Origin of the sequence: Agrococcus sp. Ld7 (assembly GCF_045064095.1) — a bacterium.
GTDB lineage: Bacteria > Actinomycetota > Actinomycetes > Actinomycetales > Microbacteriaceae > Agrococcus.
Window position 1 is genome coordinate 1 of the sequence record NZ_JBISGY010000034.1, and the last position, 17,155, is coordinate 17,155.

At 72.2% G+C, this 17,155-nt stretch carries 15 protein-coding genes; 6 read left to right on the forward strand and 9 right to left on the reverse strand.

Features of this window, described 5'->3' with window-relative positions:
* Positions 1-16: 16 nt before the first annotated feature.
* Both ACJJVL_RS10760 and ACJJVL_RS10765 read right to left on the reverse strand, forming a co-directional pair.
* On the reverse strand, positions 17-304 hold the full coding sequence (locus tag ACJJVL_RS10760; RefSeq protein ID WP_405216198.1) for a WXG100 family type VII secretion target: 288 nt from the start codon (positions 302-304) through the stop codon (positions 17-19).
* A gap of 128 nt (positions 305-432) precedes the next feature.
* Positions 433-1,377, reverse strand: coding sequence for a hypothetical protein (locus tag ACJJVL_RS10765; RefSeq protein WP_405218667.1), 945 nt, complete (start codon positions 1,375-1,377; stop codon positions 433-435).
* 92 nt (positions 1,378-1,469) lie between these two features.
* Here ACJJVL_RS10765 and ACJJVL_RS10770 point away from each other — a divergent pair, with 92 nt between their 5' ends.
* Entirely contained in the window at positions 1,470-1,880 is a 411-nt protein-coding gene (locus ACJJVL_RS10770) for an NUDIX domain-containing protein (protein WP_405218668.1), read from the forward strand.
* Between the two features lie 281 nt (positions 1,881-2,161).
* Here ACJJVL_RS10770 and ACJJVL_RS10775 read toward each other — a convergent pair whose 3' ends face one another.
* Complete coding sequence (locus ACJJVL_RS10775) at positions 2,162-3,478, reverse strand: FAD-dependent monooxygenase (protein WP_405218669.1); 1,317 nt, start codon at positions 3,476-3,478, stop codon at positions 2,162-2,164.
* Between the two features lie 42 nt (positions 3,479-3,520).
* Positions 3,521-3,871: a hypothetical protein gene (locus ACJJVL_RS10780; protein WP_405218670.1), complete on the reverse strand. Its 351-nt coding sequence runs from the start codon at positions 3,869-3,871 to the stop codon at positions 3,521-3,523.
* Between the two features lie 37 nt (positions 3,872-3,908).
* Between ACJJVL_RS10780 and ACJJVL_RS10785 the strand changes: the two genes are divergently transcribed.
* Positions 3,909-4,406, forward strand: coding sequence for a beta-class carbonic anhydrase (locus ACJJVL_RS10785; RefSeq protein WP_405218671.1), 498 nt, complete (start codon positions 3,909-3,911; stop codon positions 4,404-4,406).
* Positions 4,407-4,566: 160 nt separating this feature from the next.
* Positions 4,567-5,733, forward strand: a complete 1,167-nt coding sequence (locus ACJJVL_RS10790) for a MalY/PatB family protein (RefSeq protein WP_405218672.1) — start codon at positions 4,567-4,569, stop codon at positions 5,731-5,733.
* A 29-nt stretch (positions 5,734-5,762) separates the two neighbouring features.
* On the opposite strand, the gene ACJJVL_RS10795 is transcribed toward ACJJVL_RS10790, so the two are convergent.
* Complete coding sequence (locus tag ACJJVL_RS10795; protein ID WP_405218673.1) at positions 5,763-6,707, reverse strand: nucleoside hydrolase; 945 nt, start codon at positions 6,705-6,707, stop codon at positions 5,763-5,765.
* A 67-nt stretch (positions 6,708-6,774) separates the two neighbouring features.
* Here ACJJVL_RS10795 and ACJJVL_RS10800 point away from each other — a divergent pair, with 67 nt between their 5' ends.
* On the forward strand, positions 6,775-7,473 hold the full coding sequence (locus ACJJVL_RS10800) for a GNAT family N-acetyltransferase (RefSeq protein ID WP_405218674.1): 699 nt from the start codon (positions 6,775-6,777) through the stop codon (positions 7,471-7,473).
* Positions 7,474-7,479: 6 nt separating this feature from the next.
* On the opposite strand, the gene ACJJVL_RS10805 is transcribed toward ACJJVL_RS10800, so the two are convergent.
* Together ACJJVL_RS10805 and ACJJVL_RS10810 are read right to left on the reverse strand one after the other, a co-directional pair.
* Positions 7,480-7,851, reverse strand: coding sequence for a VOC family protein (locus ACJJVL_RS10805; protein WP_405218675.1), 372 nt, complete (start codon positions 7,849-7,851; stop codon positions 7,480-7,482).
* Between the two features lie 166 nt (positions 7,852-8,017).
* The gene (locus ACJJVL_RS10810) at positions 8,018-8,851 is read right to left on the reverse strand and encodes a type II CAAX prenyl endopeptidase Rce1 family protein (RefSeq protein ID WP_405218676.1); all 834 of its coding nucleotides are present in this window, start codon (positions 8,849-8,851) and stop codon (positions 8,018-8,020) included.
* Positions 8,852-9,047: 196 nt separating this feature from the next.
* Between ACJJVL_RS10810 and ACJJVL_RS10815 the strand changes: the two genes are divergently transcribed.
* Together ACJJVL_RS10815 and ACJJVL_RS10820 are read left to right on the forward strand one after the other, a co-directional pair.
* Positions 9,048-9,866: an ABC transporter ATP-binding protein gene (locus ACJJVL_RS10815; protein ID WP_405218677.1), complete on the forward strand. Its 819-nt coding sequence runs from the start codon at positions 9,048-9,050 to the stop codon at positions 9,864-9,866.
* Positions 9,863-11,170, forward strand: a complete 1,308-nt coding sequence (locus ACJJVL_RS10820) for an FtsX-like permease family protein (protein ID WP_405218678.1) — start codon at positions 9,863-9,865, stop codon at positions 11,168-11,170. Before ACJJVL_RS10815 ends, ACJJVL_RS10820 begins: the two co-directional genes overlap by 4 nt.
* Positions 11,171-11,182: 12 nt before the next feature.
* Here ACJJVL_RS10820 and fgd read toward each other — a convergent pair whose 3' ends face one another.
* A complete protein-coding gene (gene fgd, locus ACJJVL_RS10825; protein WP_405218679.1) occupies positions 11,183-12,175 on the reverse strand; it encodes a glucose-6-phosphate dehydrogenase (coenzyme-F420) in 993 nt (330 codons plus the stop codon).
* A 198-nt stretch (positions 12,176-12,373) separates the two neighbouring features.
* Positions 12,374-17,074 (reverse strand): proline dehydrogenase family protein, encoded by a 4,701-nt coding sequence (locus ACJJVL_RS10830; RefSeq protein ID WP_405218680.1) that lies wholly within the window; start codon positions 17,072-17,074, stop codon positions 12,374-12,376.
* Positions 17,075-17,155 lie beyond the last annotated feature (81 nt).

The window sequence follows — 17,155 nt, forward strand, 5'->3', positions numbered from 1 at the left end:
TGCTGCGCGGTCGGGCTCAGCTGCCTGCGAGCTGCTCGTCGAGCGACTGGATCGCCTGCATCATGCCGCGCAGCGCCTCGCCCATCTCGGAGATGCCCTCGATCGCCGTCTCAAGACCGGACGTGAGCTCCTCATAGCCCTCGCCGAACTTACCCGACGCGTGCTGCGTCTTGAAGTCCTCACCCAGCAGCGTGTCGACCTGGCTCTTGAGATCCTTCAGGACACCCGAGATGTCCTCCTTGCCCGTGTCGAGCTTGCCCGACACCGACTCCATCTCGGAATATGAAGCTCCGAAGTCAGCCATTGCGTCTCCTCCTGGGTGTGCAGTCTCTGCGGCCCGACCGGGCCAGTGCCACCACCGTACGACGGCGCCGCTGAGGGTGCGATGGGGAGAACTCCCCTCCGCAGCGCTGGACTGCGGTCGGCCGGACGCTAGCGGGGGGTCGCCAGCAGGTCAGGCAGGTGGATCTCGCCATCGTAGGCCGCCCACACGAGCCAGCTCCAGGGCCCCAGGCTGCGCGCCTGCTCGATCGACTCGAGCGGGACGTTGCCAGCCAGCTCCGCGAGCTCGATGCGCCAGCGCTCCCCCACTGCCTCATCGTTCGGCACCCTGCGCACGTAGCGCCTCGCCCTCGACATCAGCTCGATCGCGAACTGCCGCTGCGCCCCCTCTGCGGGCTTCGCCTCCACGGCGTGCAGCGCACGGCGCGGTGCCGCCCGCCACGCGAGCAGGCAGCCGGCGAGCACCGTGACGCCGGCTCCGACCATCCATGCGAGCGCGCTGCCGCGATCGCCCGCGGCGACCATCGCCTCCCAACGCGATGCGCTGAGCGCGACCGCGGCGCCGGCGAGGATCACGCTCGACGCGGCGAGCCCCAGCGCGGTGCCGCTCCGCGCCGCTCGCGGCATGCTCGCGGCCGTCAGCACGAGCAATCCGGCGGCGAGCACCATCGCCGGTGTCGTGATCGCCACGAGGAGCGCGGGATCCTGGGCGATCCTGAGCGACATCATCGGCAGTGCGCCCACCGTGCCGGCCACGGCCGCGATGGACAGCAGCACCCACCAGACCGGCGTGAGGAACGGGGATCGGGCGGCGTCCCGCGGTGCAGCCGGCACGGACGCCGCCGGCGCGTCATGCGCGTTCGGATCGATCGCCGCGATGCACTGCTCGCGCCAGTCGCTCGGGGTGAGCGAGCGCATGTACTCCCGTCGCTCCGTGTGGAGGCGGCGCACGCTCGCGACCCACCCGGCGTGGGTTGGACCGATCGCGCGCAGTGCGGCCGCTGCCACCGCCGTGATGTCGACATCGTCACCTGCGAGGTGGACCGCGCGCCTCATCGCGGCCGTCGTCTCGCCGCGCGGCGAGCGGGCAGCCACGCGGGCACGCTCGTGCTCTGCGCGCGGGGGCGACCACGATGCCGGCTGGGGATCCGCATGAACTCGACGGTACCGAGCCCTAGCCTGAAGGCATGGGCATCATCACCGTGTCGGCGATCTGCTTCCAGCGAGCAGACGGTGCCGTGCTGACGGTGCGGAAGCGCGGCACGCACGCGTGGATGCTGCCGGGCGGCAAGCCCGAGGGCGACGAGACGGCCGCCGAGTGCGCTGTGCGCGAGATCTTCGAGGAGCTGGGGGTCGAGATCCCGCTGGATCGCATCGAGCCGATGGGTGAGTTCGAGACCCGCGCCGCCAACGAGGCGGGGTTCGCCCTGTACGCAAGCGTCTTCCGCAGCCGCGAGCCGATCGAGCCGGTCGCGCGGGCCGAGATCGAGGCGCTGCGCTGGATCCACCCGGCTGCCGGCATCGACGACGCGGCCGAGGCACCGCTCAACCGCGAGCGCATCTTCCCGCTCCTGCTGGCAGAGTCACCGCCGCGCTAGCGTCCCGACATGCGAAGGGGGCCCGACCGATACGGTCGGGCCCCCTTGCAAAGCAGGACGGCACGAGGTGCCGCGCATTGCCCCGTCCATGGAGCGGGGCTCCCTCTGCATCCCGGAGAAGAGACTCCAGAACCCTGTCACGCCCGATTTCCCCTTGCGGGGCCCCAGCCGGGCTTGCCCCCACGGTAGGCAGGCTTCCTAGGATTCGTCGATGGGGAGAACTCCCCATCTGCTGTGAGCCCGCGTACCCCGAAGCGCTGTGGCGGGGTGCCCGGGCTCGCTCAGTCGCGCTCGCGCGGTGACCGCCAGGCCAGCATCCAGTCGCCGGCGATCTCGGTCGCGATGGCCGGTGTCAGGTTGAGCATGCCGTTGCGTGCGGCGACGACCACCGGATTGCGCAGGCGCGTGTTCGCGCGTGCGATCCGCTCCGAGAGCCGCATGAAGCGCTGGGTGCGATCGATACGGGCCCGGTCGTACTCGTGCAGCGCGCGCTCGAGCGCATGATCCTCGAGCAGGACGCCGAGCGTGGCGGCATCCTCGAACGTCGTGTTGCCGCCCTGTCCCATGGTCGGCAGCATCGCGTGCGCGGCATCCCCCACGAGCACCACGCCCGGGCGGTGATAGGAGTCGAGACGGGTGGCGAGCGACCAGAGGTCGCGGCGGGCAATGCCGTCCAGTCCGGTGGCCGCGATGTGGTCGCGCACCTCAGGCGCCCAGTCGTCGAACTGCGCCAGGGCGGCTGCGACCTCGTCGTCGGCGCTGCGCCCCATGCGGGCGAAGGCCATCCCCCACCAGTAGACGCGGCCGCCGTCGATGGGCTCCATGCCGAACTCGGCGCCGCGACCGAGGTACATGCGCGGACCGGATGGCGAATCCGCCTCGGCCTGCACGACCCCGAACCACGACGTCGCGCCGGAGTAGTCGGTGCGCGCCTTCGGCCAGAGTGCCGACCGCACCGCGGAGTTCACGCCGTCGGCGCCGATCACCAGGTCGGCGTCGAGGGTCTCGAAGCGCGACGATGCGAGCGCCCGCACCTGTGCCCTCGTCGCGCGGGCCTCCGCGCGCCGATCGATGGGGTCGTCGCCCGGCTCCAGCACCCGGTGCAGGCGCCGCCCGAGCTTCGTGCCGCGCGCACGGTCCTTGCGGCGCTCGCGCTCCGAACGCGCGTCGGACGAGTCGGGATCGGCGGCGCCGTGCTCGATCGTGACGCTCGGGCGCCCGTCTGCGCCATCGCTCGCGCTCACCACGCGCATCCCGGTCTCGATCTCGCGCTCGCCCCGCAGGATCTCGAGCAGCGTGGCGCGGTGGATCCCGTGCACGGCGCTCGAGTCGGCGTGCATGCCCTGCTGCAGCGGTGTTCCCTGGTCGGTGAAGATCCCCTCCGGCAGCGCGCGCACTGCGGCGCTGCGCACCGCATCGCCGACCCCGAGCTCATCGAGCGCGGCGAGGCCGTTCTCGGTGATCGTGATGCCGGCACCGAACGAGCGGACGGCGGGCGCGGCTTCGAGCACGCGCACCTGCCAGCCGGCCGCTTCGAGGCCGCGGGCGGCGGAGAGCCCGCCGAGTCCTGCTCCGACGATGATGGCGGTCTGCGTCATGCACCAGAGGCTAACGGCCGCACCTGTGCTCGGCCAGCGTGCTCAGTCGGACGCCGGCGCATCCCGCTCTCCGGCACGCTGCGAGACGCGGCGGTCCCACACGAGCCACTTGTCGTCGACCGCCTGCTCGATGTCGACGCCGGTCGCCTCCGCGAGCGCCAGCAGCATGCCGAGCGCGTCCGCCAGCTCCAGGCTGAAGCGACGGTCGATCTCCTCCTGCGTGTGGCCCCGTTCGCGCTGCCTGCCGGTCTTCGCGAGGTATGCCTGCACGAGCTCCCCCACCTCCTCCTGCAGCTTGAGCACCAGCCAATCGGTGCTGCGCTCGAATCCGTAGATGTCGGCGTAGCGGCGGGAGATCGCGTCGATCTGCTGGGCGGTGGCGCGGAGCTCCATGCGGCCAATGCTCGCACGCGGCAATAGATTCGTTCCTATGGAATCCGCTTTCGATGACCTCCTCGCCCACAACCGGGCGTTCGCCGACTCCTTCGACCTGCAGGGCTTCGACGGCGTCGCGCGCGCGGGCGTCGCGATCGTCACGTGCATGGATTCGCGTCTCGATCCGCTCGGCATGGTCGGGCTGGTGCCGGGCGATGCGAAGATCCTGCGGAACCCGGGTGGACGCGCGACCGAGCGCACCCTGGTGGCGCTCGTGCTCGGCGTGCATCTGCTGAGCGTCGAGCGCGTGCTGCTCGTGCAGCACACCAGGTGCGCGATGGCGTCGAAGTCGGAGCGCGCACTGCTCGCCGACATCTCCGCCTCCGCCGGCACCGACGCCTCCTGGCTCGACCTGGGTGCGATCGAGCAGCAGCACCTGGCGATCATCGAGGACGTGCACCGGGTGCGGTCGCATCCGCTGATCGGCGCTCGCGCGCGCGTCGGCGGCTTCCTCTACGACGTCGACACCGGCCTGCTCGAGCAGATCGGCTGAGCGCAGGGCGTGCACGGCCGCGCGCGGCGTGCACGGCCGCGCGGGGCGTGCAGGGCCGCGCGCGGCCGCCGTCCCGTCCGTCAACCGAGCGTGTGGCACGGCGTCGCGAATCGGTCGATCCCAGACCGCAGAACCGGTTGGATGGCGGCAGGATGGGGTCATGTCACCCTTCGAGCGCGTCTCCCTGGCCGACCTGCAGCAGCGCACCAGCATCAAGTGGCGCTTCTTCGAGCCCGACGTGCTGCCCATGTGGGTGGCCGAGATGGATGTGCTGCCCGCGGAGGCCGTGACCCGAGCGGTGACCGACGCGCTGCGACGCGGCGACACCGGCTACCCGTTCGGCACCGGTTATGCAGAGGCATTCGGGCGGTTCGCCGACGCGACGTGGGGCGCGCAGCTGGAGGTATCGCGCACCGCGCTCGTCTCCGACGTGATGATGGGCGTGTTCGAGCTGATCCGGATGCTGACGCCGCCCGGCGGTTCGGTGATCGTCACGAGCCCCGTCTACCCGCCCTTCCACGCCTACTCGGCACACGCGGAGCGGACGGTCGTCGAGGCGCCGGTGGGCGAGGATCTGCGCCTCGACCTGGAGGCGATCGAGGAGGCGTGCGCTCGCTACGGCGGCGCCGGCGCGGTGCTGCTGCTCTGCAACCCGCACAACCCGACCGGCACCGTGCACACCCGCGCAGAGCTCGCGGCGGCGGCGGAGGCAGCTGCCCGCCACGGCGTGCGAGTGATCGCCGACGAGGTGCATGCGCCGCTGCTCTTCGACGCCGAGTTCACGCCCTACTGGAGCGTCGACCCGCGCGGCTTCTCGATCACGAGTGCATCCAAGGCGTGGAACCTGGCCGGATTGCGCACTGCGCTCATCGTGGGCGGCGAGGAGACCGGCGACGACTTCGCCGCCGTCGCCGAGGTCGTCAGCCACGGGCCGTCGCACCTCGCCTCCATGGCGCACATCGCGGCGTTCGACGACGGCCGGGCGTGGCTCGACGAGGTGCTCGGTGGTCTGCGCGAGAACCGCGCGCTGCTGGCTCGGCTGCTGCCCGAACATGCGCCGACGATCCGGTGGCAGCCCGGCGAGGCGACCTTCCTGGCGTGGCTCGACTGCCGCGACACGCGTGTCGCCGACCCCGCTTCGCGCGCCGATGCCGGCTATCAGGGGCTCTCCGCGGGCCCGGCGAAGGCGTTCCTCGAGCAGGCTCGCGTCGGGCTCAACGCCGGCGAGGCCTTCGGCACCGGGGGCGAGAACCACGTGCGGTTCAACCTCGGCACCAGGCCGGATGTCATCGAGGAGGCCGTGCGCCGCATGGGCGCGATCGCCTGACGGGCGCTCGCGCGCCCATGCGCTGCGGCTCAGGCGCGCGCGAGCAGATCGACCATCCGCTCCTCGAAGCCCGGCTCGACCTCCATCACCACGCGATGGCGGTCGCCGTCGCGCTCCGGCCACATCCCCCACTGACCCTCGAGGGTCGTGACGGTGCGGCCGCGCGAGTCGCCCTCGGAGCAGTCGACCGTGACGTCGACCAGCGGCGAGAGCGTCGTGCGCACGAGACCGGTCGCGACCGCGAGCGCGAGCGCGTCGTGGTTGCCGGAGGCGCGCTCGCCCGTGTAGCCCTCGTAGAACCGCAGGTAGTAGTCGAGGATCGCTGCCGAGAACCTGCCGATGGCACCGCCGGCCGCGAGCCGAGCTCGGTGCTCGTCGGTGATGAGCGAGGTCATGGTGACGTCGAGCCCCACCATGGTCGTCTCCCATGGCGCGTCGAAGACCATCTGCGCCGCCTCCGGGTCGTGCCAGATGTTCGCCTCGGCGGTCTCGCTCACGTTGCCGGGCGCCAGCGCCGCACCGCCCATGATCGTCACCTGCCGGATGCGCTCGGGCAGCGTCGGGTCAGCGTCCAGTGCCGCCGCGAGGTTGGTGAGCGGCCCCACCGCGACGATCTCGAGCGACCCGGCGTGCTCGTGGCTGAGCCGCAGCATCAGCTCGACGGCGCTCTCGCTCGCGAGGGTGGGCACGTGGGCCGTGTCGGCGCATCCACCCAGTCCGTCGTCGCCGTGCACCTGCGGCGAGAAGATCGCCGGGGCGCCATTGCGGGGTCCCGCGGCACCGACCGCGATCGGCACGTCGCCGTGCCCTGCGAGCTGCAGCACCTCCGAGGTGTTGCGGGCGCCCTGCTCGACGTCGACGTTGCCCCAGGTGACGGTGCACCCCACGAGGTCGATCGAGTTGGAGAGCGCTGCGGTGAAGATGGCCAGAGCGTCGTCAATGCCCGTATCGACGTCGAGCAGCACGGTTGTCACGGCACGAGCCTAGGGCTGGCGTGGCGTGGCGTGCGCCGTGGCGCGCGAAGCGGACGACACTGAGGCCATGTTCGGCAACCCCGATCTGCCGCAGCGCGAGGGCGTGCAACTGCGCGCGGCATGGGCGGAGGCGCTCGGCACCACGCTCTCCGCCTTCGAGGGCTCGAGCGTGACGCGCGTGGAGCGCGCCGATCTGGACGCGGTGATCGTCGTCGCCGTCGGCGACGCGACGGTGGTCGCCGGCCCGCCGCGCGTGAAGGCAGCGCTCGCGGCGCTGTCGGTCGCGGCGCTGCGCGACGCCGACGCGATCGCCGCGGCGCTGCCGGGATCGCGCGCGATCGGCACCGGGCACCTGCTGTTCACGGGCACGCGGCCCGGCCATCCGCCGCTCACGGTCGTGGACGCGAGCTCGATGGATGTGGCCTCGGTCGGCGCGAGCCTGCCGGAGGATGCGTGGGCGGAGGCCGGCGTGCAGGAGATGGCGCACCGCTGGGCGGCCCGCGACGGCGACCGCGCGGTCGCCATCGCGGGCTACCAGCGGTGGCACGGGACGGTCGCGCACCTGGGGGTCGCGAGCGCGCCGGCGCAGCGGCGACGCGGCTTCGCGTTCTCGGCCGCCTCCCGCGCCGTCTGCGCGGCGATCGACGCGGGGCTCGTGGCGCAGTGGCGCACGCGCGTCGGCAACGAGGCGTCGCTGCGGCTCGCCGAGCGGCTGGGCTTCACGCGGCTGGGCACGCAGGCAGCGGTCGCGCTGCCTGCGTCGTAGCGCTGCTCAGCCGACGCAGAGGCAGAACGGGTGGCCGGCCGGGTCGAGGAAGACGCGGAAGGTCTCGCCCGGCTGGTGCTCGTGCTTCGTCGCCCCGAGGGCGAGCGTCGCCGCCTCGGCCTCTTCGAGGTCGTCGACCATGACGTCCAGGTGCATCTGCTGCGGATGCTCCTGGGTGGGCCAGACGGGCGCGCGGTGGTGGTCGACCTGCTGGAAGTCGAGCACCTGCCCCTGGGGCCCGCGGATCTCGGCCCAGTCGTCGTCCTGGTCATCGGTGCGGGGCTCGATGGGCCAGTCCAGGAGGGCGCTGTAGAAGGTCGCGAGCCCGTGAGCATCCGGGCAGTCGATGACGATGGAAGGGAAGCGTGCGATGGCCATGCCGGTGAGGGTACGCGCAGGCTGCGGCCTCCGCCACGGGCTTCGTCTCGTGACGCCGCCTCCGGCGGCTCCTCGACGAGCGGGGGGACGCCGCCTCCGGCGGCTCCTCGACGAGCGGGGGGACGCCGCCTCCGGCGGCTCCTCGACGAGCGGGGGGACGCCGCGGTCAGAAGCCGTGGACCAGGGGGAAGATCGGCAGCGCCTCCTGGTGGTGGGCGTGCACGATCACGAGGAACACCACGGCATCGAACAGCAGGTGCACCGTGACGACGTAGAGCAGGTTCTTCGTCCAGGAGAAGATCGCGCCCTGCACGAGCGCGAACGGGATCGTCAAGAGCGGCCCCCACGACTGGTAGCCGAGCTCCCACAGGAACGACACGAAGATCCCCGCCTGCAGGATGTTCGCCAGCCACGGTCGGAAGTGGCGCAGCAGCAGCGTGTAGGCGGTGCAGATGAAGAACAGCTCGTCCCACAGTCCCACGGCATTCACGCCCATGAACAGCCGGGCGATCATGTCCCACTCCTCCACGGCCGGCCAGTTGCGGTAGACGCCGGAGGTGAGGAAGTAGAACGGCAGGATCAGGTAGGCGGCCAGCACCACGACGACGATGTAGGTCCACATGCGCCGCGACCAGCGCCCGCCCTTCCAGGGGAAGCGGATGGCGCGGTCCTTGAAGCCCCAGCGGGTCACCGCGTAGGGGATCACGACGGCGCCGCCGAGCGCGATCGTGAAGCCCGCGATGCCGGCGTTCGAGATGTCGGCATGCAGCGAGATGAAGCTGATCCAGGTGAGTGCGATCGCGATGAGCGCGAGATCCTGCCCGAGCTTGCGCGACGCGCCAGCCCGGTCGGTGAGGATGCCGCCGACCACGCCGGCGACGAGCGGCAGGTAGCCCCAGTCGCTCAGCACCCAGAACAGCAGCACCGCACCGAGCGTCACGAGCGCGGCGGGCACGATTGCGACCGGCCTGGTGGGGGCGCCTTCGGCTGCGATCGTCACGGCTCCAGCCTACGGAGTGCCGCCTCGATGCCGCCCTCATGAGTGACGCGCATCGGTGCCGCGCGAGCGGATGCCAACCGCACCTGTCCGGCGGTGGACGCGGGCGCATCCATCCTCATCCCATCGGATGATCCCGCGTCACCCGTGCGATGCAAAGGCCGCCGGCAGCGCGCCCGCGACCGCTCAGATGGGAGTCATGCACATCAATCGACTCGAAGCACACCGACTCACGCACACCTACGGCCGTGGAGACGCAGCGAGCCCGGCGCTCGCCGACGTGTCGCTCGCCATCGGCGCCGACGGGCCGGAGTCCGTCGCGATCATGGGGCCCAGCGGCTCGGGGAAGTCCACGCTGCTGCACGTGCTCGCGGGCATCGTCGCACCCGACAACGGCCGCGTCGTGTGGCGCGGCGACGACCTCGCGACGCTTCGCGACAGCCAGCGCACGAGACTGCGCCGGAGCGACTTCGGCTTCGTCTTCCAGTCCGGCCAGCTGCTGCCGGAGCTGCCGGCGATCGAGAACGTCGCCCTGCCGCTCATGCTGGGCGGCGGACTGCGGTCGGGCGCCGAGGCAGCCGCCGGCGCGCTCCTGCACCGCCTCGGACTGGGTGCGATGCTGCAGCGCCGACCGGGCGAGCTCTCCGGTGGGCAGGCGCAGCGAGTCGCGATCGCCAGGGCGCTGGTCGGCAGCCCCGGCATCGTCTTCGCAGACGAGCCGACCGGTGCGCTCGACCGTGCCACCGGGCAGGCCGTCATGGCGCTGCTCATCGGGGCGACGCTCGGCCACGGCGCCTCGCTCGTCGTGGTGACCCACGATCCAGAGGTCGCAGCCGCGTGCTCGCGCGTGATCCGCCTGGAGGACGGCCGCATCGTGAGCGACGCTCGTGCCGGGGACCCGGCTGGTGCGCCCGCCCAGGGCGGTGCGCCGTCCTACGGCGCCGTGCGCCAGGACCTCCGCGTGACCGAGTCGGCGCAGCCAGCGGTGCAGCAGCTCGGCTCCGGGGTTGCCCGATGATCGCCGTCCGCCTCTGGGCCCGCCTGCTGCGCGCGACCGGTCCGCGCGCGACCGACGTCCTGAGCGCCATCGCGTTCGCGTTCGCCACTGCTGCCCTGCTCGCGGTGCTGGGTGGCGTCAACGCGTTCCGCGTCCGGCTCGAGACCGGCGCCGTCGACGAGGCGAACGGCGTGTTCATCCTCACGCTCGCGTTCGTCGCGGCGGCGCTGCTGCTGCCCGCGGTGTGGACGCTCGCGCAAGCCGCGGTGCGGCTCGCGATCGCCCGCCGCGACGATCGACTCGCGGCGCTGCGACTCGCGGGCGCCACTCGCGGCCAGGTCACGGCGATGGCCGTGCTGGATGCCGTCGCGCAGGCGCTCGTCGGCGTGCTGGTCGGGGCGATGCTGGCGCTCGCCGTGACGCCCGGCATCGCTCGGATCGAGTTCCAGGGCATGCCGTTCACGGTGGCGGAGCTGCTGCCTCCCGCGTGGGTGTGGCTGGCAGCCGGCGGCGCGGTGATCACCATCGCGCTCGTGGCAGCGCTCGCGTCGCTGCGACGCGTGCACGTCACGCCGCTCGGTGTCGCGCAGCGCGCGGGGTCGAAGCGCCTCTCGCTCTGGCGCATCGCCGGGTTCGCAGCCGTCATCGCGGTCTACATCGCGATCTCGGTGCTGAACCTCATCCCGGTCGAGCTGAGCATCTCGATCGCGCTCATCTCGATCGTGGTGCTCTCCTACGCGCTCATCGGGCCGCTCATCATCCAGGGCGTCGCCTGGCTCGTCGCCAAGGGGGCACGGCGTCCGGCGACCCTGCTGGCAGCGCGGCGGGTGGTCGATGACCCGCGGGGCGCCTTCAACATCGTCGGAGCGATGGCGATCGCCGTGATGGCAGGCGGCTTCGCATCCCTGGCTCCCGCGATGGCGATGGGCGACGATCCGATGAGCGTCGACACAGCCACCGGTGCCGCGCTGACGATCGCGATCGCAGCCGTGCTCGGCGCGGTGCTCGCCGGCATCGCGCAGTCGGCGAAGGTGCTCGATCAGCGTCGCGAGCACCAGGCGATGCACAAGCTGGGCGTCGACCTGTCGGTGATGCGCGGCGCCATCGTTCGTCAGGTGGCACTGCCGCTCGTGGTCGCGGTCGGCGGAGCCGCCGCGATGGCGCTCCTGCTCATCCTGCCGAGCATCGTGCTCTGGATCGGCAACCCCGACTCGGTCATCACCTGGGCGCTCCTGGTGCTCGGTGCCGTGGTCGTCACGCTGGGTGCGACGGCCTGCGCACTGCCGCTCGTGCGGCGGGTCGCCACGGAGGACGTGCCGGCCTGATGGCGCTGCGGCTCAGCGCGCGGGCAGCAGCGGCAGCACATCCTCGGAGAACTGCTCGAGGAAGCGACGCTGATCGCCCCCCGGCCCGTGGAACACCAGGTGCGTGAAGCCGAGGTCGGCGTAGTGGCCGATCGCGGCGGCGACCTCGGCGGGATCCGAGCTCACGATCCAGCGCTTGGCGACCTGCTCGATGGGCAGGTCGTCCGCCAATTGCTGCATCTCGATCGGGTCGCTCACCGCGTGCTTCTGCTCCTGGGTCAGCGACAGCGCGGCCCAGAAGCGGGTGTGCTGCAGCGCGGCATCCGGGTCACGGTCGTAGGAGACCTTGATCTCGATCATGCGCTCGACCTCGGTGGCATCGCGCTCGGCCTTCGCGAGACCCTCCTCGAGGTTCGCCACGATCGTGTCGCGGTAGTACTCGTCGCCCTTGCCGGAGGTGCAGATGTGGCCGTCGGCGAATCGGGCTGCGTACCGCGTGGTGGCGGGGCCACCGCCCGCGACGTAGATGGGGATGGGCGTGGCGGGCCGGTCGTAGATGGTTGCGCCGTTGGTGGCGTAAAAGTCGCCCTCGAACTCGACCCGCTCCTCGCGCCAGAGGCGCTTGATGAGGCGCACGGCCTCGCGCAGCCGGGCGAAGCGCTCCTTCAGCTCGGGGTACTCGACGCCGATCACCTGCTCGTTGAGCGCCTCACCCGTGCCGACGCCGAGGATCAGGCGACCCGGGTGCACCTGGCCGAGGGTGGCGAACTGCTGCGCGACGACGGCCGGCTGGTAGCGCAGCGTGGGGGTGAGCACGGAGGTGCCCAGCACGATCGAGTCGGTGCGCTCGAGCGCCATCCCGAGCCAGGCGACGGCGTTCGGTGCGTGGCCGCCGTCATGCCGCCACGGCTGCAGGTGATCGCTGATGAACGCGCTGTCGAAGCCCGACTGCTCGGCGAGCTGCACGAGCTCGAGCAGCTCGGAGGGGCTGAACTGCTCGGCGCTGGCCTTGTATCCGTACCGCATGGGAGCCAGTCAAGCAGGATCGGCTGTGGAGGGTGCGGCCGGTCTCGTGACGCGGGCGGCCTGCGGCCGCGCGCTCCTCGACCTACGGGGGGCGCGGGGGGCCTGCGGCCGCGCGCTCCTCGACCTACGCGGGAGGCGCGGGGGCCTGCGGCCGCGCTCTCCTCGACACACGCGGAGGCGCGGGGGCCTGCGGTCCGGTCAGAAGCGCAGGGCCTGCATCTCGGGGTCGGGCGTGCCGAAGCGGTGCGCGGTGATCGAGATCGTCTGCTCGCGCAGGAAGGGCAGCAGCTCGATGCGCCCCTCGGCGGTCACCGGCCCGTCGTAGACCGCGACCGCAGCGTTGCCAGCGAGTGCCGCCCGCAGCCCGTCATCCGTGCCGATCAGGCGGATGCGCCGCAGCGGCTCGGTCACGCGCGTGAGGCCGAGCGCGTCCTCGTTCTCGATCGCCTCGAGCACGGACCCGTCCGCGATCCGGTCGTGGAACGCGGCATCCGTCTCCTGCACGAGCTCTTCGATGCGCACGTGCGGGATGGCCTGGCGCGAGAGCCGCACGACGGCATCCGGCACCTCCACAGCGCTCGAGATCCGCACGATCGCGCGCGTGCGGGTCGCGGCCGCGAGCAGCCGCACGAGGTCGGCGACCGAGCCGTCCTCGGCGACGCGGATCAGGATGTCCGCCGGGCGATAGCGGAAGATGTTGCGCTCCACCCCGAGGTCGGCGACGTCGCGGGCAAGCCCGAACTCCTCCTCCCAGGCCGTCTGGTCGCTGTTGGCGCCGGCGCGGACCCGGTCGAAGGCCAGGAAGTCGAGCGCGGGCGTTGCCGCCTCGATCACGGCCGCGACGCGACGATCGAGCCCGTGCAGGCGCACGGACTCGCGCGGACCGCGATCGACCCGCTGCCAGTCGACGAGCGTCGTCAGGTAGTTCGGCCCGCCCGCCTTCGCACCCGGGCCGACCTGCGAGCGCTTCCAGCCGCCGAACGGCTGCCGGCCCACGATCGCGCTCGTGATGTCGCGGTTCACGTACAGGTTGCCCGCCCGTACCTCGTCCATCCACTGCGCGACCTCGCGCGGGTCGAGCGAGTGGATGCCGGCCGTGAGTCCGAAGTCGGTGTCGTTCTGCACGTCGATGGCCTCGTCGAGCGTGTCGACCTCGATGAGCGTCAGATGGGGCCCGAAGAGCTCGGTCCGGTGCGTCACCGACCCCGGCTCGACCGCGTCGCGGATGCCGGGCGACCAGAGGGCTCCGGCCGCATCCAGCCGCTTCGGCTCGAGCAGCCACTCCTCCTCGTCGCCGAGCGTGGTCAGCGCATGCAGCAGCGCGCCCCGTGCGGGCTCGCTGAGCGGGCCGACCTGCGTGCGGGCGTCGAGCGGCGACCCGACGCGCAGCGTGGTCGCCGCGTCGACGAGCCGGCGCCGGAAGCGCTCCGAGTCGCCCACCGTGCCGACCATGATGACGACGGAGGCGGCCGAGCGCTGCTGCCCTGCGTGGCCGAACGCGCTCTGCACGATGTCGGCAGCGGCGAGCTCGAGGTCGGCGGACGGCGTGACGACGATCGCGTTCGTGCCGATCGTCTGCGCGAGCAGCGGCATCTCCGGGCGCCAGGAGGTGAACCGCTCCGCCGTCTCGATGGATCCGGCGAGGAGCACGCGGCCAACTGCCGGGTGGGTGACGAGCTGCTGCGCGATCTCGTCCTGCTCGATGCCGCAGAGCACCAGCACGTCACGCGGCACCCCCGCTTCCCAGAGCGCCTCGCACAGCACCGCGGCGCTCCGGCGCACCTGCGGCGCGGGCTTCAGCATCACGGCGGAGCCGGTGGCGAGCGCGGCGGTCACGCCGCCCGCGGCGGTCGCGACCGCCGAGCTCCGAGGGGACACCACCAGCGTGAGCGCGACGGGCTTCGGCGTTGCGAGCTCGACCTGCTCGAGCGTCGTCGCCTGCTCCGCGTAGTAGCGGGCGAAGTCGACGGCCTGCGAAACCTCCGGATCAGCCTCGGCGAGCGTCATGCCGGCCTCGGCGATCAGGATCTCGATCAGCCGCCCGCGGTAGGCACCCAGCGTCGATGCCGCGTCGCGCAGGATCCCGGCTCGTGCTTCGGCGCCCAGCGCCGCCCATCCATCTGCCGCCTGCGCCGTGCGGTCGATGCGGCGCTCGAGCGTCGGCCAGTCGTCGATCGTGTTCATCTCGAGCACGCGGCTGCCCAGCTCGGTGGCGGCTGCCCGCTGCACGATCTGCCGTGCCCAGGCGCGGTTGGCCGCGAGCGAAGGATCGGTGTTCGGCTCGTTGGCGAACTCATCCGGATGCGTCATGGAGGTCTGCAGGTCGCCGGAGCGATCCTGGGTGCGGTTGGGCGCCGGTGCGGCATCCGCGGCGCGCCGGGCGTCTTCGCGCTGCAGCAGCGCGAGCGAGTCGAGGAAGCGGTCGCGCTCGCGCTGCAGCACCGCCGGGTCGGCGAGGTCGACCATGGTCGAGGAGAAGTTGGAGTCGGCCGCTTGCTCCTCGAGCCGTCGCACGAGGTAGGGGACGGCGGCGTCGAACCGGTGGGACTGCACGACAGGCGTCAAGAGCACCAGGCTCGGGAGCACCTCGCGGACGGCGGCGCGGTGCTCGGATGCCATGCCCAGCAGCATCTCGGCATCGACACGATGGTGCGTGCCGTGATGGCGAGCGAGCTCTGCCGCATAGGCGAGGTCGAACAGATTGTGGGTCGCGACGCCGAGCCGCACGGCGAAGGTGTTGTCGGGCAGCAGCGCCTCGCGCAGGACGCGCTTGAAGTTCGCGTCGGTCGACTCCTTCGACGGCAGCACCGCGAGCGGCCAGCCGTGCAGCGTCGCGTCGACGCGCTCGAGCGCTATGGCGGCACCCTTCACGAGCCGCACCTTGATGCCCGCGCCGCCCTGGGCGCGGCGCTCCTTCGCGAATGCGGCCAACCGCCGGTAGGCGCCGAGCGCGTCGGGCAGGTAGGCCTGCAGCACGATGCCCGCCTCCAGCTTCGCCAGTTCCGGCCGGGTGAGCAGCCGCTCGAACACCGCGATCGTGAGGTCGAGGTCGCGGTACTCCTCCATGCCGAGGTTGATGAGCTTCGGCACCTCGGACTCGGCCGCGAGCCGGAACGCGGGCAGCAGTCGCTCGACCACCGCATCGACCGTCTCGTCGAATGCCCACAGCTGCAGCTGCGGGGCCACCGACGAGACCGTCATCGTGATGGAATCGACGTCGTCGCGACGCAGCAGCGCCATCGTGCTCTCGAGATGATCGGCCGCGGCCGCGTCGCCGAGCACGGCCTCGTCGAGCAGGGTGATGCAGAGGCGATTGCCTTCCTCGCGCAACCGCGCGAGCGGCTTCGCGAGCTTGGCGGGCGTCGCGTCGATGACGAGATGCGAGACCATCTCGCGCATCGCCTTCTTCACCACCGGGATGATGAGCTTCGGCGTCACGATGCCGAAGCCGCCTCCGAGCGTGACACCGAGCTTGAGGTACCAGTCGAGGAAGCCCGGGATGTCGCGGCTGAGCTCCTCGAAGTTGCGGGCACTGATCCGCGGATCCTCGGGGCGGATGACCCGGTCGACGAACCCGACGGCGAAGCCCGGGCCCTTCGGGTCGTGCAGCAGCCCCGCAAGGCGCTCCTCGGCCTTGTCGCGCTTGCCCTGCAGCGGCCGGGAGACCCAGTCGCGCACGCGCTCGATAGCGGCGAGCGCGAACGGGTCGTCGCTCGCGGGATCGGTGAGCGGGGTCGGCGCGACGGCGCTCGGTGGCTTGGGAGCGGCAGGGTTCTGCACGGATTCGACCCGCCGCCGCCGCGCCGGTGCTGCGCTCGGCTCGGAAGCGGGCTCGGGCTCGGGCTCTGGCTCCGACTCGGGCGCGGGCTCCGACTGGGGCGCTGGCGCGGGCTCCCGTTCGGGAGTGGGCGTGGGCTCCGGCTCGGGCTCGGGCTCTGGCTCTGGCTCGGGCTCGGGCTCCGGAGCGGACGTGGGCGTGGGCGTGGGCGCAAGCTCGGACTCCGACTCGGGAGCGGGCTCCGACTCGGGCTCAGGGGCGGGCTGGGGAGCGGGCGCGGGCTCGGGAGCGGGCGCGGGCTCGAGAGCGGGCTCGAGAGCGGGCGCGGGCTCGGGAGCGGGCGCTGTGGCAGGCGTCGCCGTCGCGGCGGCCGGAGCGGACGCGGGCGCAGCGTCCGGCGTGGGCGTTGTGGGCGTCGATGCCGTGCGCTCGGCTGTGCGCTCGGCCGCGCGCTCGGCCGCGCGCTCGGCCGCGCGCTCTGCTGCAGCCCTGGCCTCCGCGCGTGCGGAGACGGCTGCCGCGAGTCCGCCGACACGCGGCTTGTCCAGCGGCGATGCAGCGGACGTCGCAGCGGCAGGGGGCGTCGCGGCGTCAGCGGGTGTTGCGGCCGCCTGCTCTGCGCGGATGCGCCTGCGTCGCTCGAGCGGCGGATCGGCCGGCGTCTGCTCGGAGTGCGGCATCGACGACGCCTCCCGGAGCTCTGCCTGCAGCTCAGCGGCATCCATCTGCACGGTCGGCACGTCGGCGCCCTCGTTCGAGAGTGACCAGCCAGCGGCGGGGGCCGAGGCCGGGCGCGGGATCCCGGGCGCCTCGACCGGCTCGTACGGCCTGACGGCGGCCGCCCAGGTGACGTCGTCGATCTCGAACGCCGGGCCGGAGTCGAGGCTCGACCGCAGCTCGATGGGCTCGTCGGGATCCTGCGCCTCGGCACCGGTGCCGGGCGCCTCCTGCCGCACCACCACCTGTTCCTCCACCACTTCGAGCGGGTCGTCCAGGCCCAGCTGAGCGATGTCGTCGGCGCTCGCGTGCTGCGGCTCGGTCTCCGGCGGCGCCTGCTCTGCCCGCGCGATGCCCTCCTTGATCAGGGCATCGAAGTCGTCGTCCCTGGGCTGCTCGGTCATGCGGCATATCGTATGCGTGCGGTGCCTCGCATCCTCATTCCGCGGAGGCGGGCCCCGAGAACCGCCATCGCTCGAGGAGGA